The organism is Lactobacillus sp. IBH004, assembly GCF_026185255.2.
Classification (GTDB): domain Bacteria; phylum Bacillota; class Bacilli; order Lactobacillales; family Lactobacillaceae; genus Lactobacillus; species Lactobacillus melliventris.
In genome coordinates this window covers 303,397-324,119 of the sequence record NZ_CP110217.2, presented here as the reverse complement: position 1 = coordinate 324,119, position 20,723 = coordinate 303,397, and the positions used below count along the sequence as shown (strand labels likewise).

At 35.5% G+C, this 20,723-nt stretch carries 21 protein-coding genes and 1 riboswitch; of the genes, 2 read left to right on the top strand and 19 right to left on the bottom strand.

The window, feature by feature from the left end:
- Nucleotide 1: 1 nt before the first annotated feature.
- The 10 genes from LDX54_RS01565 to LDX54_RS01520 all read right to left on the bottom strand — a co-directional run bounded on the left by LDX54_RS01565 (nucleotide 2) and on the right by LDX54_RS01520 (nucleotide 8,216).
- Nucleotides 2-352: a DUF4312 family protein gene (locus LDX54_RS01565; protein ID WP_265667072.1), complete on the bottom strand. Its 351-nt coding sequence runs from the start codon at nucleotides 350-352 to the stop codon at nucleotides 2-4.
- 8 nt (nucleotides 353-360) lie between these two features.
- Nucleotides 361-723 carry an SFCGS family glycine-rich protein gene (locus tag LDX54_RS01560; RefSeq protein WP_110445581.1) on the bottom strand — a complete coding sequence of 121 codons (363 nt, stop codon included), beginning with the start codon at nucleotides 721-723 and terminating at the stop codon, nucleotides 361-363.
- 13 nt (nucleotides 724-736) lie between these two features.
- A complete protein-coding gene (locus LDX54_RS01555; protein ID WP_265667073.1) occupies nucleotides 737-1,087 on the bottom strand; it encodes a PRD domain-containing protein in 351 nt (116 codons plus the stop codon).
- A gap of 16 nt (nucleotides 1,088-1,103) precedes the next feature.
- Nucleotides 1,104-2,963, bottom strand: a complete 1,860-nt coding sequence (locus LDX54_RS01550; RefSeq protein WP_265667074.1) for a helix-turn-helix domain-containing protein — start codon at nucleotides 2,961-2,963, stop codon at nucleotides 1,104-1,106.
- 369 nt (nucleotides 2,964-3,332) lie between these two features.
- Nucleotides 3,333-4,091 (bottom strand): TIM barrel protein, encoded by a 759-nt coding sequence (locus LDX54_RS01545; RefSeq protein WP_265667075.1) that lies wholly within the window; start codon nucleotides 4,089-4,091, stop codon nucleotides 3,333-3,335.
- Nucleotides 4,088-4,750: a bifunctional 2-keto-4-hydroxyglutarate aldolase/2-keto-3-deoxy-6-phosphogluconate aldolase gene (locus LDX54_RS01540; protein WP_265667076.1), complete on the bottom strand. Its 663-nt coding sequence runs from the start codon at nucleotides 4,748-4,750 to the stop codon at nucleotides 4,088-4,090. The genes LDX54_RS01545 and LDX54_RS01540 overlap by 4 nt, the downstream gene beginning before the upstream one ends.
- Nucleotides 4,751-4,763: 13 nt before the next feature.
- Nucleotides 4,764-5,318: a 6-phospho-3-hexuloisomerase gene (gene hxlB, locus LDX54_RS01535; RefSeq protein ID WP_265667077.1), complete on the bottom strand. Its 555-nt coding sequence runs from the start codon at nucleotides 5,316-5,318 to the stop codon at nucleotides 4,764-4,766.
- The gene (locus tag LDX54_RS01530) at nucleotides 5,312-5,941 is read right to left on the bottom strand and encodes an orotidine 5'-phosphate decarboxylase / HUMPS family protein (RefSeq protein WP_265667078.1); all 630 of its coding nucleotides are present in this window, start codon (nucleotides 5,939-5,941) and stop codon (nucleotides 5,312-5,314) included. Before LDX54_RS01530 ends, hxlB begins: the two co-directional genes overlap by 7 nt.
- The gene (locus LDX54_RS01525) at nucleotides 5,919-6,899 is read right to left on the bottom strand and encodes a sugar kinase (protein WP_265667079.1); all 981 of its coding nucleotides are present in this window, start codon (nucleotides 6,897-6,899) and stop codon (nucleotides 5,919-5,921) included. The genes LDX54_RS01530 and LDX54_RS01525 overlap by 23 nt, the downstream gene beginning before the upstream one ends.
- A gap of 27 nt (nucleotides 6,900-6,926) precedes the next feature.
- A complete protein-coding gene (locus tag LDX54_RS01520) occupies nucleotides 6,927-8,216 on the bottom strand; it encodes a gluconate:proton symporter (protein WP_110445573.1) in 1,290 nt (429 codons plus the stop codon).
- A gap of 215 nt (nucleotides 8,217-8,431) precedes the next feature.
- Here LDX54_RS01520 and LDX54_RS01515 point away from each other — a divergent pair, with 215 nt between their 5' ends.
- Nucleotides 8,432-9,427, top strand: a complete 996-nt coding sequence (locus LDX54_RS01515) for a LacI family DNA-binding transcriptional regulator (RefSeq protein WP_265667080.1) — start codon at nucleotides 8,432-8,434, stop codon at nucleotides 9,425-9,427.
- A 142-nt stretch (nucleotides 9,428-9,569) separates the two neighbouring features.
- On the opposite strand, the gene LDX54_RS01510 is transcribed toward LDX54_RS01515, so the two are convergent.
- Nucleotides 9,570-10,559: a D-2-hydroxyacid dehydrogenase gene (locus LDX54_RS01510; RefSeq protein ID WP_265667081.1), complete on the bottom strand. Its 990-nt coding sequence runs from the start codon at nucleotides 10,557-10,559 to the stop codon at nucleotides 9,570-9,572.
- A gap of 66 nt (nucleotides 10,560-10,625) precedes the next feature.
- Entirely contained in the window at nucleotides 10,626-11,342 is a 717-nt protein-coding gene (locus LDX54_RS01505) for a coenzyme F420-0:L-glutamate ligase (protein ID WP_265667082.1), read from the bottom strand.
- A 274-nt stretch (nucleotides 11,343-11,616) separates the two neighbouring features.
- Between LDX54_RS01505 and LDX54_RS01500 the strand changes: the two genes are divergently transcribed.
- Nucleotides 11,617-12,819: an MFS transporter gene (locus LDX54_RS01500; protein ID WP_265667083.1), complete on the top strand. Its 1,203-nt coding sequence runs from the start codon at nucleotides 11,617-11,619 to the stop codon at nucleotides 12,817-12,819.
- A gap of 101 nt (nucleotides 12,820-12,920) precedes the next feature.
- Here LDX54_RS01500 and LDX54_RS01495 read toward each other — a convergent pair whose 3' ends face one another.
- The 7 genes from LDX54_RS01495 to LDX54_RS01465 form a co-directional block, all read right to left on the bottom strand.
- On the bottom strand, nucleotides 12,921-15,545 hold the full coding sequence (locus LDX54_RS01495) for a BspA family leucine-rich repeat surface protein (protein ID WP_265667084.1): 2,625 nt from the start codon (nucleotides 15,543-15,545) through the stop codon (nucleotides 12,921-12,923).
- A 350-nt stretch (nucleotides 15,546-15,895) separates the two neighbouring features.
- Nucleotides 15,896-16,369, bottom strand: a complete 474-nt coding sequence (gene ribH / locus LDX54_RS01490) for a 6,7-dimethyl-8-ribityllumazine synthase (RefSeq protein ID WP_265667085.1) — start codon at nucleotides 16,367-16,369, stop codon at nucleotides 15,896-15,898.
- 1 nt (nucleotide 16,370) lies between these two features.
- Entirely contained in the window at nucleotides 16,371-17,597 is a 1,227-nt protein-coding gene (gene ribA / locus LDX54_RS01485; protein ID WP_281214432.1) for a GTP cyclohydrolase II, read from the bottom strand.
- Nucleotides 17,598-17,608: 11 nt separating this feature from the next.
- Nucleotides 17,609-18,214, bottom strand: coding sequence for a riboflavin synthase (locus tag LDX54_RS01480; protein WP_265667086.1), 606 nt, complete (start codon nucleotides 18,212-18,214; stop codon nucleotides 17,609-17,611).
- Entirely contained in the window at nucleotides 18,199-19,236 is a 1,038-nt protein-coding gene (gene ribD / locus LDX54_RS01475; RefSeq protein ID WP_281214431.1) for a bifunctional diaminohydroxyphosphoribosylaminopyrimidine deaminase/5-amino-6-(5-phosphoribosylamino)uracil reductase RibD, read from the bottom strand. Before ribD ends, LDX54_RS01480 begins: the two co-directional genes overlap by 16 nt.
- Before the next feature lie 144 nt (nucleotides 19,237-19,380).
- A riboswitch (FMN riboswitch) is annotated at nucleotides 19,381-19,514 on the bottom strand.
- Nucleotides 19,515-19,623: 109 nt separating this feature from the next.
- Nucleotides 19,624-19,818, bottom strand: coding sequence for a hypothetical protein (locus LDX54_RS01470; protein ID WP_265667088.1), 195 nt, complete (start codon nucleotides 19,816-19,818; stop codon nucleotides 19,624-19,626).
- Between the two features lie 146 nt (nucleotides 19,819-19,964).
- Nucleotides 19,965-20,711, bottom strand: coding sequence for an amino acid racemase (locus LDX54_RS01465; RefSeq protein WP_122037235.1), 747 nt, complete (start codon nucleotides 20,709-20,711; stop codon nucleotides 19,965-19,967).
- Nucleotides 20,712-20,723 lie beyond the last annotated feature (12 nt).

Here is a 20,723-nt window from a genome sequence, read left to right as displayed (position 1 = left end):
TTTATACTCCTTTAGTTACTCTGTTAAAAAGTGGGTTGTCAGTTGTTGCTACTTTCTGACAAGCTACTTCATTAACGCAAACGTACTCTACATGAACCAAAACTCTAAGTTGAACCTCATAGGATTTGCGTATTCTGGGGAAAAAGAAAAACAAAAAATGTTCTTTTTCATCTATTTCCTTAAAATTTTCTACTTCAAAAGATTTTGGCTCTATCTTAAAAATCAAATTATCTTCTTTTGCACTTAAATTTCTGGCTATTTTGTTTATTGCATTAGCAAATGCCTCTTTCTTACTCTTAGCCTTTCCATTCACTACAATGTTTCTATCCTCTGCTTGAATTATATTTTTCATTTGAACACCTAAAACTTGTTGGGATATTTTTTATTGATTGCCTCAACAAGTTTTTCTCCTAATTCTTCTTTATCCATAAAGCCAAAACCAAGAACCTTTTTACCGTCATTAATAGCAGTAACCCCTTGAGTAATTGATCTCATACCATGTCTTTCTGGATAACCGTATTTATTATTGGCAATCAAAGCGCCAGCTCCGCCACTACCACAAAAAGAAATGCCGAAATCAGCTTTTTCTTTATTCATGACATCTCCTAATTTCATGTCTGCACCAATCCCAGGAACTAAAACAGCCTTAGCACCGGCTTTTTCAATACCTTTTGCAACATTACTTCCTTTTCCCATTCGGTCAGCAACTACAATTTTCAACATATTAATTTCTCCTTTAATCTAATTTCATATTTTCAAAATGAATTGACAAAACATACTTTTCTGATTCAGCTATTTTGCCGATGTTATTATCAATAAAATCCACAACTTGCTGAGACATTTCTAACGATTGCTGTGAAACCTTAGCAAAAATTTTCTTATCTACTTTTTCTAATTTTTTTCCATTCTTTGCTCTATTAACCATTTCAAATAAATGATTACCTAAAATCTGAGTTTCTAAGTCGCTCGGATGCAGCTTATTTTGATGTATTAAAGAAACTACATATACCATTACCCGCCTTAATTCATCTTTATAATTACTTTTTGCAATATATTTTTGGAATTCTTTATATAACTCTACTTTCATCTAAATTACCGTTTCTTTATTTCAACAACGTATAACGTAAAATTGCTATTATTTCATTAATATTAATGTGTAAACCCAAATCTAAGTAAATTGTGCGCAGTCGATTGATGTCGGTTTTTGAAAATTTATTTATTTGTTTATCAGTTGGTTTAGAATCATACTGCTTATCAAAGTAAATCCGTTCCGTTGCTAATTGCACATGAATCATAAATGCTTTTTCATATTTTTTACTGATGCGATCTGCTAAATATTCACTGACTTTGATATAGGCTTCTATACTTAAAGATAGTATTTTCTCTACATTATTAATACTTTGTTCTTCCTTAATGGCATTCTTCAAATCATTGTCATTTTTAACAGCATTTTGTTTGAGCAAGAAAGAAACTTCCCGTTCAACTTTCAACATATCCTGCTCATTAGGGATCGGATTAACCTGTATGATTTTAGTTGACGCTATTTTTTTCAAAGGGAAAATACTAATTACGAGATCAGGCTTTGTTTCATATATTTTTGTGCGGTAATTAATCGCTGAAGCAAAGCCGGCACTTGTAATGTACGGAATTCTGCTTTGAATTACTTTTTTTAAAAGTTTCGTTGCACCTAAACCGGTTGAACAAACGTAAAGTGCACTGACTTGTGGTATTTTTTGCATATCACTAATTGAAACCAAGAAATGAAGAGAAACCAAAGTCACAAAAGTATCACTGTTAATGAGTGGACTTTTAGAAATATATTTGTCTAATGCTGCTTTAACTGTGTCAAACAATGTGCTAAACCGACTCTTTACCTCTGCCGTAAAAGGAGTATAGTCATTAAAATGTTGATAATTACTATTCAACTCACTCATCAAATGTTGAGTTAACGAGTCTTGTAACTGTAAATCATTTTCCAAAGGCAAAACCATTTTTTGTGATACATAAGATATAATCTCCTTTACAGCCTCACTAGTTTCCACATCTTTTTCCAAGACTTTTACTCCAAAAATAAAGTATTTTTCTTCGTCTTTTGTTGGCTTAATGCCAAAAATTTCACTTACAAATTTGTAGATCTGAGCATAATGCTTTTGAGTCTGATTAAGTCTTTTATCATAGCTTGGAAGATTTAAAATTCGGTGACGAGAATTTTCCAAAATAATGATTGTTAACCGGTTAATCATTGACTTAGCAATACTCAAATCCATGCTGGTATTAAAAGCATCTTTTAGGTTTAAAATGTCACTCAATATTAAAGAAATATAATTAATTAACTTATTTATGTTTTTAGGTAAATTCGTATTACCAACTGAACTTGTGCTTATTTTAGAAATCAAATCAATCAAATTATTGGCACCAAATGAATATCTATCAATTTGCTTTTGTAAGATATATTCCATTAACGCACGAATATTAATTTCATCTCCAGTTAAGAAGTAACCGTAATAATTTTTTCCTTCTAAAAGCAAATTAAATCTTTTAGCTTCTGACTTGGCATTGTTTATGTCTGCTAAAAAGGTATTAGCAGACACGCCAAGCATTTTAGTCATTGTTTTACCGGTTATAAATTCCTCAGCGAAAACCAAACTGGTCAAAATCTTCCATTTTCTTTGGGTTGGACTTAAATACTGCGAAATTACTTCCTCACTTGAAAAAGATTGCAATGAGTTAATTGCATTTGTTCGATTAAAATCACTAGCAAAACTTATCCATATTCCCTTACCAGGCTTCGAATTATATTTACAACCAGGCTGCTTATTTATCCATTTTGCTATTTTCTTTAGATCGTTTCTTAAAGTTCTAATCGAAACTTTATATCTAGCAGATAAATCCTTAACTTTATAAGTTTGCGGGTTATTTAATAAGTTCGTTGCAATGTTAATTTGCCTAGAAATTAGAGTCATTTTGCTTACTCCTTTCTATATTTAAATTATATGAAAGCGGTGTTATAAAAAGAACTCCAAATTAATTCAACACTGTTGGTGCAAAGAATTGAACAACAAAAATGCTCATAGAATTTTATTCTGTGAGCATCAATCAAAATATAAATATTGTTGTGTATGTGTGTTTAAATCTGCAAGAATGTATATAAAACAATTTTCACTTTGTTATTAGTCAAATAAAAAAGGTAAATCTTGTTTCGAATTAAAACAACGATTTACCAATTTATAAAAATACTTTTTTAAGCTACCAATCAATGATTGTATAGATCCTTAAAGTCTGTGAGAATTTTTTAACGAGGAATCCGCTAATTAACTTCAAAATCCTAAATGTTACCTTTTACCATTGAAATAATCATGGAACTTTTCCATTTCTTTGCCAATAACTTCATCATCTGGCATTGCGAATTCAAAAGCACATTGTGCATCTTTAGGCAGGTATCTAATAACCGCTTTCCAGTTAAACATCCCACGGTCTAATGACTCAGTATTTTGCATTTTGCCTTCTGCATTAAGCATAGGATTCTTCAAGTGAATATAAGCTACAAACGGTGCGAGCTTCTTTGCGGCCAAATTTGGATCAAAGCCTGTAAAGGCAAGATTTCCTAAGTCAAATGTAGCAAAAATTGAATTGAACCCAGCTTTTCTGACAGCAGTCAGAAAATCAAATATTGTATCTGGGTTACCACTTATTGGTGTCTGGTCATTCTCGATAGTTGTTTGAATAGTAGCTAAAGGTAAAGTGGCAAGATCTTCTGCCAAATCGCCATGGTATTTATAGAAATTGCCGGTACTAAACTTGATTTTCTGTGCACCAAGCTCTTGGGCTTCTTTATAATACTTGTTTAAGTTCTGGTTAAAATTACCATTATCATCAAAAATATTATCAGGTACACTATAGTTTAATAATAAGCCTTTTTCTTTAATAGCTGGTGCCAGTTCTTTAATTTCTGCAGCTACATCTTTGAAATATTCACGTCTAAGTTCAATTCCGTCTGCACCTAAATCGGCAATTCTATCCACTAAGTCCAGTTGACTAATACCACTTTGAATCTCTTTTTCATACACCAATGTATTAATTATTAAAGTCATGATTTGCTCCTATTTGTTCTAAAATCTACATATTTCTCATTAAATTTTTTAGCATTTTCAGTTACGGCTTCGTAATCATTCTTTTTACCTGGTCCGACTAAACTACCGCCTACTCCAATAACAAAAGCTCCCTTTTCAAACCATTCGTTCATGTTTGCTAATGAAACACCACCTGTTGGCATAACATTCACATTTGGAAATGGTCCGTGGATTTCATTAATCATTGTTTTGCCTGCAACTGAACCCGGGAAAACTTTAATTACGTCTGCCCCATATGTCAATGCATCTTGAATTTCAGTTGAAGTAAAACACCCTGGAATATACGGAATCTGGTATAAATTACACATCTTGGCCGTATCTTTATTAAAAGAAGGACTAACCACAAATTTAGCTCCTGCTATAATAGCTAGCCTTGCTGTTGCTGGATCCAGCACCGTACCTGCACCAATAATCACATTTTTGTCACTGCCATATTCTTCTGTCAACCTTTTGATCGTTATATCTGCACTAGGAGAAGTAAATGCTAATTCAATAGCAGTAATATGTCCTTTTATACATGCTTTAGCAGTTTGGTAGGAATTTTCTTCATTATTACCTCTAACTACTGCTACGACTCCGGCTTCTTGAATTCTTTTTATTGATTCATATTTTAAAAGCATTTTATCTCTCCTATCATTCCATATTACTGTGCTGTTTTTTAGCAGCGCCATTAGAAACTTCATCTCTAATGCTCAACTTGAGACAAAGAATATCTAGCACAATGTGCACACTTTGGTCAAATAGAGAACTTAAAAGTTGAATAGATTCAACCCCATCCCCATTTTTAGTTGCTCCAGGCACTACTATCACCTGTTTCGCTAATTTTGCCAGAGGTGAGCTAGCATTACTCGACACAGCAATTATTTCAACTCCATTTTTAGCTGCTTTTTCTGTTAATTCCAGCACACTGCTGGTCTTTCCAGAACCTGAGACAGAAACCAAAACATCGTGTGGCTGAATTGAGGGCGTAATTGTTTCTCCGATGACAAAAACCTGGTAACCAATATGCATTAACCTCATGGCAAAGCTTTTGGCCATAAAACCGGAGCGGCCTGAACCTAAAACAAATATTCTTTTATTCTTAGTAATTAAAGTTGCAGCTTGATCAATTTCTGCCTCGTTTACCTTATCCAGGACTGTGTTTATCTCTGCTAAAACGGGTTTAATTAAATGTTTAGAATCTAACATAAATTGATAATCTCCTTAAACTTGCTAGCCTCATTAATAGGATTATTAGATTGAACAATCTTACTTCCTACAATAACCTCTTGTACTTCATTTTGCACGGCTAATTTCTTTGCTTGCTCTAAATCAATACTACCAGCAACCGCTATGTTTTTAATTGTGGGGAATTTTTTCCTAAAATCAGAGACTAAATTAAGCAAATTTGCGTTTTTACCAGCATCATGAGAATTATGCAAGTTATAAATTGCATTAGGAAATTTGGCAATCTCTAAGATGGAATTATTGCTCATGCCCATTAAATCAATAAGCACTTCCCTATTTTTTTGCTCTGCAATTTCATAAACGCTGGCAAGAGTTTCCGGATCAGCCGTTCCCATTACAGTTAGAATATCCGCCCCTGCTTTAAATCCTTGTTCAAATTCGTATTGACCTTCATCGTTTGTTTTAGTATCTAATAAAAGTAAACTGTGTTTTAAATTTACATTTGCAGCTTTAATCTCATAAAAGCCGTAATCTTTTATTATTGAGGTACCAAATTCCACAATATCAGCAATACCATCAAGTTTTCGCGCCAATTGAACTGCGGTGGTTAACGAGACTCGATCAATTGCGACTTGCAGCTTCATCTTCAGAAACACCCTGTTTTTGGTAAAATTCTTGTAATTGTTCTTTTGTTGGATAACCGTCATTATCACCTAGGGTTTGCACCTGCAGACAGCCTACAGCATTACCGCGAATAGCCCCAGCCTTCAAACTTTTTCCTTCAAGTAAAGCAGTAATCAAACCCAAAGCAAACCCATCTCCAGCACCGACAGTATCAAGAACTTTATCTGGTTTAAAACTAGGAACAGTGTATTTTTCACCTTTAACATTTTTGACGAAAACACCTTTATCCCCGAGTTTAACCATTACCGTTGTAGTTCTTTCACCTTTCAAGTAAAAGTCAGCTATTTCTTCAGGATCTTCCGAACCCATTAGTGTCTTGCCTTCACTGATACCCGGTAAGACAATATCAGCCATACCTGCCAGCTCATTGATTGTCTTAATCATATAATCTTTGCTCTTCCATAAAGGAGGACGCAAATTAGGATCAAAGGTAATTAGTTTTTTAGCAGCAATTAGTTTTTTATAAAAAGCACGGAAAGTTTCTTCTGCAATATCGGAGATTGCAGGAAAAATTCCAGACATATGGGCAATTTTAACATCACTTAAATCAATATCAGCAATTTGGCTGGCTTCCAGGTGACAAGCAGCAGAATCACGACGGTAATTAAAAGTCGCAGGATCACCATGTGTTACTAACTGCTTTAATTGATGACCTGTAAAATACTTATCATCATAACTAACATACTTAGTTCCTACATTGTGAGCAGCAATAGTTTTTTGGACATACTTGCCAAAAGGATCTTCTCCAACTCGCGTAACATACTCAACAGAGTGTCCCAATCTTCTCACGCCAATAGCAACATTTAATTCAGCTCCACCCATTACTTTGTGAAAATCTTCAGTGTCTACTAACGAAACATCTGGATCTTTTGAACACAATATAACAAGTGGTTCACCAATAGTAATTACTTCAGACATAATATTTCCTCTCTTTGCTTTTCATACTCATCCGAAAAAGTGATAAACAAGAATTTCATTTATAATTGAAACTACCCACATTACCGGTACACCATATTTTAAGAAGTCCTTTGATTTTACCTTCATGTAGTCCAAGCCCCAAACATTCCAGGATTGGGTAATATCTACTGATACTGCCATCAAAGTTGGAACATATAAAAGTGGTAATAAGAAGGCATCACTGAATAATCCAGTGCTGTACAAAACTGCAGCGGTGGCAGCTCCGGCTCCCCAAACATGTAAAGGACCGCGGAACAAAGCCAGTGGAGCCAAAATACCCAAAGCAAGACAAAGGATTAAGTGTTGATGAGGCAAAACAGCTGCCAATATTGGGCGAAATCTTTCGGCATTAATAGTTGCTGCGCCAGTAAAACTTTCCAGAGCCATTAAAAACATAATCAAGCCTGCAATATCACTAATTGCATGAGAAATTGAATCATTTAAAAACTTGAGGCCCTTTTTGTAGTCTTTAAATTGACCAGTTAAGAAAATAGCAATAATACTTGCTAAAGTTAATGCAGGTACTGCATCCCATTTAAATGCCATGTTCATTAAAACTGGAATAATAGGAACAATGTACGCTACTTTAGGCACTTTAACAGTACTAGTTTCATTATTTTCAGCACCAATTAATTTAAGATTATCATCTGCCATTGCCGGATTAATCTTTTTACGATTGAAGAATAAAAAGACAATGATCGCTAGCAACTGTACTATTGCAGCGCATATACCAAAAGTAAGGTACTTACTGTCATAAGCAGCCTTTGGCACAAAGGCCTTCATCTGGTTATAAAGGACAACGTTGATATACATTGGTGCTCCAATAGCCATAGAGAATGCTGCCAAGGCAACATCTCGCGGTAATCCTAATGATAATAGAATTGGTAATAGAATAACACCAATTGCTATTACTGAACCAACACCGTATGCACTTACAAAAATAAACGCTGTAACTAAAACAACTAAAATTGCTGCCAGAAGTGGTTTCTTTTTACCAATTGACTTAGTAGCTTCTGATATTGCAGGCGCAATCCCACTATCAACCAGTACGCGACCAAACCATGAACCAAATACGATATAAATAATAGTTGGACCATAACTGAGCGCTGGTTGCGCGAAAACTTTATTGATTGCTTCATTAAATGGTACTAAACCAATGATGCACCATAAGATTGCCATCACGAAGAAGCCAATCATCAAGTTCCCACCTTTTAAGATGTACCATATAAATAGAGCAAAAGTTATTAATAGCAAGATTGCTATTACTGTAGAACTCATTACACTTACCCCTTTACTAACTGATTATTTCATCTAAATAATATCAGCTTATTACTTTTTAAGGTAACCGGTTACCCTCTTAATATAAAACATTTAGTTTATCTTTGCAAGCGCTTTTCAAATAAAATTATATACGCAATAATTTATGCAATATTTCATTTTAATGGCAGTAAAATGATATACTACTTTTAAAACAAGAAAAAAGAATAGTGATTATGAAAAAAGCAACAATTCGTAACGTAGCTGAATTAGCACAGGTTTCCGTTGCATCCGTATCAAGATATTTAAATAACAAGGCTAAAGGCAGGCTCTCTGAAGAAAAAGCAAAAGCGATAGAGCAAGCAATTAAAGACTTAAATTACATTCCTAATCTGGCAGCTCGTCAAATGGCTACCAATCAAAGTAAGACAATTGCCGTAGTTGTTTCCAATATAGACGATTATTTTTCAACTGAATTATTTAAAGGGGCATCTAACATTCTCAGAGTTAAAGGTTATGAAGCCTTTTTATTAGACACTAATGCCGAACAGCAGCGGGAACGAGAATTAATTAAAACCGTCAGCAGTAGTTTCTTTGATGGGCTGCTGTTTCAACCCTTGGGTAGTAATATCAAAACAATTCAATCCGAGTTTATTCACAACATCCCTACAGTAATTTTAGACAGACGCCTGGCTACTAAACGTTGGCCACAGGTTATTTCCAATAATATTACAGTTTCAAAGGACGCGACTAAATATTTTTTGAAGCAAGGCTGCGATGACATCTTAATTTTGTCTTCTGAAGTTAAAATCGCTTCTACGAGAAGAGACAGGTACAGTGGTGTGTGCTCAATTGCAGATCCTGATCAGATTCATTTAATTGAGCTGGACGAGGAATCATATAATTATATGGCGATTAAAAATAAAATTGAATCTTTCTTGTTGAAGCAAAAAGCTCAAAACAAGAAAACCTTGATTTTTAGTTTCAAGGAACGCTGGCTCCTTGCCTTTTTACCAATGCTTTTCGCTGATGGCTTTTTAAATAGTGACGAGGTTTTAATTACGGGATTCTCAGATACTAAATTAGTACAGACAATTTTGCCCGAAGCAAGGCTAATTTCACAAAATCCATATTTAATGGGAGCAAGTGCTGCAGAAATTTTACTTAAGAGCTTAAGCGGTGAGGATACTAGTAAAAAACATGAACCGCTTATTGTACCTGCTAAATTTTAGCTGTTGTATTTATTGCCATTTACCTGACAAAAGCAAATAAAATAAAAAAGCTTTGAGAACTGCATTCCCAAAGCTTTTTATATCTTGCCCAACCTAATTTAACTATTTATTGGAGCATTTTGGCCTAAACTAACTTTTGTCCTTACAAATTAACTACACTCTTTACTTCTCCACCTGAGATAATTGTTTTGGCATCGTTCAAAGCAATCTCAATACTGTTTTTAACGGCTAGTTTAGTGAAAAAGGCAATGTGCGGTGTAATCAAAACTTGAGGCATTGCTGTTAATTCCTTGTAATCTTCCGGCAATGAGTTCAGCATATCCTTTTTATTATAAAAATCAGTTTCATCGGCTAAGGTATCAAGAGCAGCTGCAGAAATTTGTCCATTTTTTAGTGCCGCAATTAAAGCTTGTGTGTCAACCAAGCCCCCACGAGCTACGTTAATCAAAATAGGCTTTTTCTTCATTTTATCAAAAGCAGTTTTGTCAATCATGTTTTCGGTACTTGCTAATAACGGCGTATGCAAAGAAATAATATCGGATTCAGCAAGAATCGTATCAAAGTCAGTATAAGTAAGATATGGTTCTAAAGACGCGTCATAAACCGGATCACAAGCTAAAACTTTAGCCCCTAATGCGCTATAAAGCTGGGCACTGGCTCCTCCAATGTGACCGGCTCCAATTATGCCGACAGTACAGTTAAAAATTTCTGTGCTAATTGTACTTTCGTCATAAGTAAAATCACCATGTGCCATTCTGTCTTGGTAAATACCAATTTTACGCAATAAGTACATTGCGTCAGTTACGCCAAGCTCTGCAATAGCTCTTGGTGAATACGCTGCAACGTTAGTAATCCTAATGCCGTTCTTCTTTGCTGCAGCTAAATCCTGGTTATCAACCCCAACTTGCCGAATGGCTAGTTGCGTAATGCCATACTGCTTAAATTTTTCATATACACTAGCACCTACAGGAAGATTGCCTTCAGAGCTCACGCCATCAAAACCTTCAGCCAAATCCGCATTTTCAGCACATAAATCATCGTGGACAATTTTTACTTCAACATTATTTTTTTGAGCCCAATTTTCAATACGGGATTCTTCCATTTTGATTACGCCGTAACAAATAATCTTCATTTATTCTTTCTCCTATTCTTAATTCAAACTGGCATATTTACATTAATATTTATGAACTAAAAAGTCTTATAAACTATAATTCACAACATCGCCAATACCAGAATCAGTATTTTGGTCATATTCAAGTCCATGAATACACACTAAAGGCATATTGACTCCTCGTTGCCCCATTACTAAACCAGCAGCAGCTGCCAGCAAATCACAAAGCGTTTCAGCTGTACCAGCTTCTTTATTTATCCTTAAGCCATTTAATCCGTATAAGCCAACTGCTACCTGATTAGCACCTTTTTTATCTGCCCTACCGTCACTGTCAGTAATGATTACACTAGTTTTTACACCTAATTCTTGGTAAAAAGTATTGCTGATGCGTTTAGCTGTTAAATCACAATTCTTAGGTAAAGTTATCGCTGTATTATTTTTACCCTTGTCAACACCGCCACTAGTTAAAAACAAACCGTTAGGAAGCCAAGCACCAATATGATTTCCACTTACTTCTAATTTACTGCCAGATGGGTCAGCGGTTTGGTCAATAATCACTTGAATTAAACTGGCATCCTTTCTGGGTATGCGTTGATGAATTCTTTTTGCCACAGAAGTTGGTGCTACGTGGCTTAAATCCACAATATTGCCCTCCGCCATTGAGCAAATTTTAGACGCTACACAAATAATGTCGCCAGCAGCAATTTTGAAATGTTCTTTTTTGATAGTTTCAACTAATATTCGGGACAAGTCACAAGTTTTAGATATCATGGGCACGCCTTGCAAGCCAGTAATTGTTACCATATAAAATCCTTATCATAACCGTTATTATTTTTCCTTAATATTTATATAATACTCTAAAAGGTTGAACAACACTATGTATTTTATGGCTTTGGCAGCATAAAAAACATTACTCTTAATAAACTTTATAAAATTAACAATTACATTTAGGTCTAAGAATTTGTATAGTGAAAATGGCCGTTTCAACTAATGAAAATGGCCGTTTATGTTACTTTTGCTGCCAGCAAAATTCCTACATGTTACGCTTCTCATTATATTACATGAAAGCGTGATAAAAATGGACAGTAATAAATTTCTCAAGCGCAATCAAATATTATTACCACTAATCAATCTGCTATCAAATTTTGGCAGTATTCTAGTTGGAATAGGTGGTGCACTAATTATTCGTGAATATTCAGATAATATCGTTGTTAATGGCTTGATATCAAGTATTAGTTCCTTGGCACTTATTTTGAGTGTCCTGTTTATTGGATCAAAGCTTGATAATGTCGACAAACGCCGCATGTTAATTTGGATATATATATTTCTGTGTTTATTCTTATTACTGCCGTTTACTTTTCCCAAAAAATACTTTGTTCCCTTATATATTCTGGTTGACCTTTGCATTACAATGTTCAGTTTAGTTGAAGGACTATCATTTACGGGAAATTTAAAATCTCTTCTGACAGATAATTCCCTCGAAAAAACCATCAACTGCAATTCTATTGCTGGTCTGATCGGTAATATTGCCAGTATAGCTGCAATAGCAGCTCTGATTTTGACTACACGCAATTATTTATATTTTCTCCTAGTAGCAAGCAGCGGCTTTTTCATTAATATTTTTCTTACCCTAGCTTTGCACCAAAGGCATTTTGTTAAAGATAAAAACAATTTTAAAACCATAACCCATCTGGTCAAAGTCTGGCACAATATTATTACTAATAAAGGCTTACGCGCAGCAATTATTGTGGCCATGTTTAATGGTGCTCTCCAATCTGTATTCAACGGACTGATGATTTACTTCTGGAAAACAATTGATCCTACATACAGTCAAGTATACTGGCTGCTGCTTGCTGTAGTCAGTGGCCTCTTATTAGGAGCTGTGCTTATTCGCTTTGATAACCACTACTGGTTACTGTGCACCTTAATCATAATTACTACTTTAGCATTAGGCATATTCTTTTTAAAACAAACAATCGCCACCATGTTCATTAGTACAGTGTTAATTTATGGAGAAACTTTACCAATCGGTAATTGGTGCAGCAAAGTTAGAATTAAAAGGACTAGTAAAAATGTTCAGTCTGCTCAATCAAGTTTTTTGCAACTAGGCAGTGCACTATTAAATATCTTTTTTACAGTCGGAGTTTCAGCAATTGCCAATGTGCTGCAGCGACCTGCTCTTACGCTCCTTGCTAGCGGAATTTCGTTATTACTAGTTTTTGGCATTTTTGGTATTAACGTGCAAAATTATCGCTTAGGCAAAAGCAACAGGTCTAATTAAATTTCTTCTTCCTTATACAGCAATTTAGCAAAACAATAAAAAAGCTCTATCTAGCCTATTTTTACTATGATAGAACTTTTCTAATTATTATTTCTCAATTGCTAAAAATTAGCTTTTTTAATATAGCGATTCTTACCAACAATATAGTACAGCTTATTATGCATTTTAATAGCTCCACCATATGTTCTGATCGTTTGTTTCTTTTTCAATACTTTACGACCAGAACGCTTTACTTTCTTATTAGCCTTCCTGGTGTAAATATAGGCATTGTGCTTAAGTTTGCGTTTAATACCTGTTACATTATTAGCTTTAATAAAAGTATCGTTTCCAAGTTCGTAATATTTCTTATTCTGAATAAGCCTACTGCCATAGGTTTTAATTTTTTTGCCAATAAAGTATTCGCCAGCTTTACGGCCACCATTTTGGTCATATAGATAGGAATTATGACGAACTGTTCGAATGACACCATTTCTCGAATAAACATAAGTAACAGTTTGTGGCTGGCTGCTAAAGAAGCCGGTAGCATTAACAGGTCTAAGTTTAAGAGTATAACCTGTAATATCCAAAGCCTTGGTAATGTAGCCTTCACCAACAACGCCAGTTAAAATCTTAGAGGGAGCAATTTCATTTTCGTTCTCATCCTGATAATGAACTTCAACTCTTGCTACAGTATTATTATCATTTATCCCTGAGTTTGTTCCATGACCGTTTGAGCCGGAATTATTTGAACCTGAATTGTTTGAGCCTGAATTATTATTAGAATCATTCGTTTTGTAAATAAATGTAATATCATCTAGATTTTCTCCAATGCGTCCTGACGCATTTTTCGGCATAGCCGTTAAAACATAACCAGGAATTTCTTTGACTTTAGCTTCATAATGAGTGCCGTATGTGCCAGTGTAAGTCTCATCAGGCGCAAGCGTCTTGCCCTTTTCATCTTGATAATGAGCTGTTATTGTAGTTTTACGCACGTACGTTTCATCTTTTGCACCATCTTTCCAATTGCTCATCAGTTCAGCTGATAGCCATTGTTCTGAGCCTTCAGGATCCTGCATTGTTTTCTTTCCAACATTTAACCAAGTTCCTGGTGTATCAAGACCCATAATTGAAACGAGTTTGTTTCCTTTTCCCAGTTTCAAAACTAGCAAGTTTTGGTGCCCTCTCAGCATATCATAGGTGTTACCATTACTACTCATATCAAAATTGCTGATATCTAGGGTTCTTAAGTTCGAAAGTTTAGGATATTTACCATCTTTTTCAGGATCAGCGTAGAGATAAAACATTTGACTCATGCTTTTTACTTTAGAAGTATTGAAACTTGACAAATTCAAACCAACTAAACTATTCGTATCACGAAACATGTATGACATATCTACAACATTTGCAGTATCAAAGTTGAACAGGTCTAAGTATGTTAATTTATTACATCCATTAAACATACTATTCATAGTTGTGACTTGAGAGGTATTAAATTTAGAGATGTTTAGGTCTTTTAGCTTTGTACATTTAAAGAACATAGATGACATATTCGTTACTTTACTAGTATTAAAGTTAGAAAGATCAAGTGAGATAAGGCTGGAATCCCAACCGAACTTTGAACTCGTATCGCTCTTATAAGAATAATACATACTAAACATTGACGCCATATTTTCAACATTTTCAGTATCAAAACTGTGTACATCAATGTTAGTCAAACTTGCACAGTGATTAAACATAAATGACATGTCTTTAACATTAGTAGTATTGAAGCTAGTAACATTTAATTTTTTAAGACTCTCACACCCTGCAAACATCCATGACATATTTGTGACTTGGGAAGTATCAAAACTCTGCAAATCTAATTCTTTGAGACTTTTGCAACCGGAAAACATATATGACATATCTTTGACTTGGGAAGTATCAAATTTACTTAGGTCAAGATCTTCGAGATTGGTACAGCGGTCAAACATATAAGACATGTTTTTAACATTTGAGGTATTAAAATGAGAAAGATCTACGTGTTTAAGACTACTGCATTGACTAAACCAGGCAAACATGGTGGTCGCTTCCGAAGTATCAACGTTTTCTAAGCCTTCAATATCAGTTAGGCCACTAAGGCTAATAAAAACTGACATGGTATTGCCAACAACTTTAAAGTAACCGTCAAAGATTACCTTTTTTACCTTTGCAATATCAGGGTTTCGTCCACCTTGATCTAGAAATTCACCTAAAGTTTTAGTTGTATTGACAATAGTCGGATTATCCTTATCATGACTTCCACTTACAGTTAATACGTTAGTATCACTATCATAACTTTCGTCAGCATTACCCCACTTACTTGTTTTAATAGTTTTTGTACTAATTTTATTTTCATTCTTAGTAATGTCTGTTTCTGGCTGATCATTACCAGCAGAAGTTTGAGAGTTTGTCTCTTCATTTGTGCCCTGCGATGAGCCCACACTCCCGTTTTGAGTTTCATCTGCATTATCTGTAGTATCATTAGCATTTCCTTCTGGTGCAGTGGTATTCGCATTATCAGTAGTGCCTTGATTACTTCTTTGAGATGCATTATTATTTGCTACTCGGGTTTTATTCCTATCAAAGTTTTGCGCAGTGTCCTGTGTTCCTGAATTGCTATCAGCCTTTACCACATTAGTATTTAAAATTGCTAAACCAAGTGCAGCTGCCGTTAAACTACTAAAAAGCAGTGCTCCAGTTCGCTTATTGTGGTTCAATCCTTTATTCATTTTTCACCTCAATAATAAAAATTATCTAATTTTGCTACTAAAAAAATATGAATATCATTACAATTTCATTATATAATTAATTTAATAACATTGCAAGTAAAAATATTTTTTTAAAAGTGCTTAAAATAGCCATAAAATTAACATTAGTAACAAATTAAAATAACTATTTTACTGTTATCGGATAATATATGCATATATGATTTTAAAATTAGTTTTAATAATTTAAAGATAAATCAACTAATAATAAAAGCAAACAGCAAGCCGCTAAAACTACTAAGACCAAAAACAAGCCACTTCTATTTCTAGAAACGACCTGTTTTTTCTTTATTTAGGATTGTGCACTTAAAAAATTATAGTTGCTTTATCTGTTCTTCTATATTTAATACTTCTAAGACATCTGTAGCACACTCAGCTCCTTTATTGCCTGCTTTACCTCCGGCACGATCAGTTGCTTGTGCAACCGTATCGGTCATAAGTACACCAAACATGACTGGAACTGGCCCATTGGCTGATGCAGCTGCTAACTGAGAAGTAGTACCTTCACAAACATAGGTAAAATGAGCTGTTTCGCCTCTAATTACAGCTCCTAATGCAATAATGCCATCAACTTTGCCACTTTTTGCCAGACAGTTGACCGTACGAGCAATTTCAAAAGCACCGGGTACTTTCACAAGCACAATATTTTCATCTTTCACTCCTGATTTTTTCAATTGCTCTAGCGCACCTGAAAGTAGGCGATCCGTTACCACACCGTTAAATTGAGCAACGACAATACCAATCTTTTTATCCTGTCCCTGGGCAATGTTGCCAATAATTTCTTTCATGTTAATCTACCTCGTTTAAAATATGATTCATTTCATGCTTTTTAGTTGCCAAGTAATTCTTATTTTCTGCGGTCATGCCTACTTCAACAGGTATTCTTTTGACAACTTTAATGCCATAATTTTCTAATTGCGTTACTTTATCCGGATTATTGGTCATTAATTCAACTTCGCTCACGCCTTTTTGCCTTAAAATTTCAGCAGCAACATTATAGCGGCGTGCGTCAACCGGCAAGCCAAGGTGCTGGTTAGCTTCAACTGTGTTCATACCTTCGTCTTGCAGCTTATAAGCGCGCAATTTATTTTCTAGACCAATTCCCCGACCTTCTTGACGCAAGTATAAAACTGCTCCTGATCCATTTTGCTCAATTTTTGTTAAAGCTGCGGCAAGCTGAGCGCCACAGTCACAGCGCTTAGAACCAAAAACATCCCCAGTCAAACATTCACTGTGAAGCCGCAATAAAAGAGGCTCACCTTTTTTTACTTCACCCTTACTAATTAACAAAGTCGGTTGCTTTTCAGGATGCTTTTTATCCCTGAAACCTTCAAGCTGGAAGTGACCGTACTTGGTAGGAAAAGCAACCTTGGTAAAGGATTCAATCCCCAAATCTTTATTTGCCAGATTCTTGCGGTATGCAATTAACTCTTCAATGGTCAAATAAGGAATACCAAGTCCTTCTGCTAAAGCCTTTAGGTCTTTACGTCTGGCCATCGTTCCGTCTTTTTTAATGCACTCGCAAATAAAGCCTACAGGTGCAACTCCTGCCAATCTAGCCAGATCCAAAGCAGCTTCAGTATGACCTGTGCGCTCCAGTACACCGCCTTCTTTAGCTACCAAAGGAAAAACATGACCTGGATGATAAAAGTCAGCCCACTGGCTATTAGGATCAGCCAATTTTTTAATAGTTTTAGCACGGTCAAAAGCTGAAATTCCCGTAGTGGTTTCAGTAGAATCAACACTAAGGGTAAAAGCCGTGCCAAAAGTATCGTTCGAACCAGTTTCAATTGGTTTTAGTTGCAAGCGGTCAGCGTATGCCTTACTCATCGGCACACATAATAGTCCGCGCGCCTTAGTAATCATCATATTAACTGCTTGAGGCGTTACCTTTTCAGCCAGACCAATCATATCCCCTTCAGACTCACGCTGCGGTGAATCAGCCACAATGACCAACCCACCTGTCAGCATATGTTGTAACACCTTTTGCATTTTTTCATTCAGTTGTTCTGTCATTTTTTCCTCCATTAAAATTCCTTTTTCCAAGCTTGAATTTGTTTGACAGCGTACCGACCAATCATATCCACTTCAATATTGACTTTGTCATGCACTTGATAGTGAGCCAAAGTAGTATTTTGTATGGTATAAGGTATTAAGCTCACTCCAAAATGATCATTTTGCGTCATTGTCACGGTTAAACTAATGCCGTCAATGGCAATTGAGCCTTTTTCAACAATAAAAGGAGCATACTTATGTGGTACTGCGAATTCTAATTCTACAGAATTCTCATTTTCATCCCGTTTTATTAATTCTGCTGTAGTATCAACATGACCTGCAACAATATGACCATCAAGCTTACCGTTTAAAGACAATGATGGCTCTAAATTTACTAAACTACCTTTTTGCAAATTGCCCAAATTAGTCCGTTTCATTGTTTCCGGCATCACGTCTACTGCAAAGTCATTATCGCTCCAAGCGGTAACGGTTAAACAAATACCATTAACGGCAATGCTTGCCCCTAAAGGCAAATCTTTTTGCACTAATTTAGGAGCGCAAATACCTAGTCTTGCATGTTGCTCACTAATTTCCAAACGGGTTATCGTTCCCGTAGTTTGAATTATTCCTGTAAACATTCTTTTCTCCTCACGCGAATTCTGACATCTTGATTGAATTTTTTAACGTCTAAAAGTTGATAATCACTTTTTTCTGCTAAAGCCTGGCCAAACACAGCAGGTAATGCAGTACCGCCTAAAACTAAAGGAGCAATGTATGTCACTATTTCGTCAGCCAAGTCCGCTGCTACAAACTGGCTCTGGACATTGCTGCCACCTTCAACTAATAGTGCTTGAATTTCATGTGCGGCTAAAAACTGCACAATTTTTGAAGGTGTCCATTTAGCAGCAGTAAAGCAGCGAACATTTTCAGCTACTTTTTGTGTCAGTTCAGTTCTACTTAATAGCCAAATTTCGCCTTGTGTCTTAAACATGCGACTGTTAAAGTCTAATTGATTAGCATCTTTAGTAAGCACTATTCGAATAGGTGGCTGGGGTAAATTTTTAATTCTGACCGTTAAAAGCGGATTGTCTATTCGCAAAGTATTTGCCCCAATTAAAATTGCTTGGTTGTGCAAACGCAACTTTTGCACATCCACCTGAGCTGCATCCCCAGTCAAAATTGTTCTCGTTTTACCTGCAGCATTAATTTTGCCATCAAGAGACATTGCATATTTAAGCGTCACAAAAGGCCTCTTTTGGTGATAAAAAAAGTTATAAGCAACGTTTAAATTTTCTGTACCACCGATTATCTCAGTTTGCACCCCATGGCTTTCTAGATATTCAATACCCTTGCCAGCTACAATTTGATGAGGATCAATCTGACCAATAACAACTTTTTTTATTCCAGCTTCAGCGACCTTTTTGCAGCAAGGAGGTTGCTTGCCGTAATGGCTGCAAGGCTCTAGTGTGACATACAAGGTTGCTCCCTGTGCCTGCTGGGGATCAGCTAAGTGTGAGAGTGTATTCACTTCTGCGTGTTCCTTACCAAATTGATGGTGGTAGCCGGTCGCTAGAACCTGATTGTCCTTAACCAAAACTGCACCAACTAAAGGATTTGTCCAAGTCATTCCCTGAGCTTTCAATGCTTCTTGAACTGCCATTTGCATATAATCCTTATCCTGCACTAATTTCACTTCCTAAGCATTAAAAAACCTCGTTGATTCAATCAACGAGGCTTATTTTATATTCATCAAATAAGATTTCAGCGAAGTTTAATAACGACGCGAGTTTTCTGTCTAATCTTGTTTGTTCTTCTCCCATCCAGACTTTAACTGTCGGTACTAGACTCACACTAGTTCCACCGCAAAACGCGGGTCACGGACTTCAATTATTAATTGTCACCGTCGGTAGGGAATTACACCCTGCCCCGAAGAAACCGTATTCAACTTATTCCAGTATAATATAGATATCCTATATCGGCAATAGCAATTTATTGTTTTATAAAATTATATATATACGATAAGCACAAACTTAAATAAAATAATTCCTTATAGTCCCCAATCAGACAAATGGAGAGGGATATTATTATTTTTACCAAAATATTTCTTAAAGGCAGTGCCAAATGACAAATGATCTTTAAGATGATTGCGATAGGCGTCTCTAATGCTTAAAATTGCTGTCACAGCTAAATTAGTAGTCAGAATTATCAGTATGCCAATAAATATATATAAAAGATATAACATTTTAACCCTCCCATTTTTAACTGTATTACTTTTCTAATACACTACTACCAAGTGGCAACATTGTCAATACTTTTTGGAAAAATAAATAGACTAATAATCAAATTGATTACTAGTCTATTTAATTTGCATTAAACCTTACGCTTTATTTAATACATATATTTCTCTATAGCAGTCTTAGGATCCATTCCTGCACGAATTTTTAGTTCTAATTCAATTGCCACATCAGCAATAATAACTTGCGGATCAATAACATTATACGGATGCTCTGGCGCCTTTTCCTGAGCTAAAGATAATTCAGTACAACCAAGTAAAATTACATTACAGCCATACTGATCATGCATGGTGCGTAATATGCGGTGATAAAGTTCACCATCAACTACGCCTTTTTCTTTAATGCTGGAATAAATCAGCTCAGTAACCAGCGGTTGAATCTCAGGACCACCCAATTCTACCTCACGGCCAACTTGTTCAATTTCGTCTTCGTACAAATGATCATAAATCGAACCTTCCGTAGCAATCAAGCCAATCTTTTTTTCCTGCGGAAAGTCACTTGCAAATTTATGAACAGCAATACGCATCATATGTAAAAAAGGAATATCAGTTAGTTTAGCCAAGTCATCATAAAAATAATGTGCAGTATTACATGGCATCACGAAAAAATCGGGCTTTAACATTGCTTGCTGGAGCACATCATCACGCAAAGCATTGAAAAAATTAGGTTGGCTATGGTCTTTGATATAAGCCGTGCGGTCAGGAATTTGGGCATCATTAACCAAAATATAATTCAGATAGTCCTGATCTTTGGTAATCTTTAGACGGTGATTAATCATGCGGACATAGCTTTCCGTTGCAATCGTACCCATACCGCCAATAATACTAAAAAAATGTTTCATTAATACCTGCTT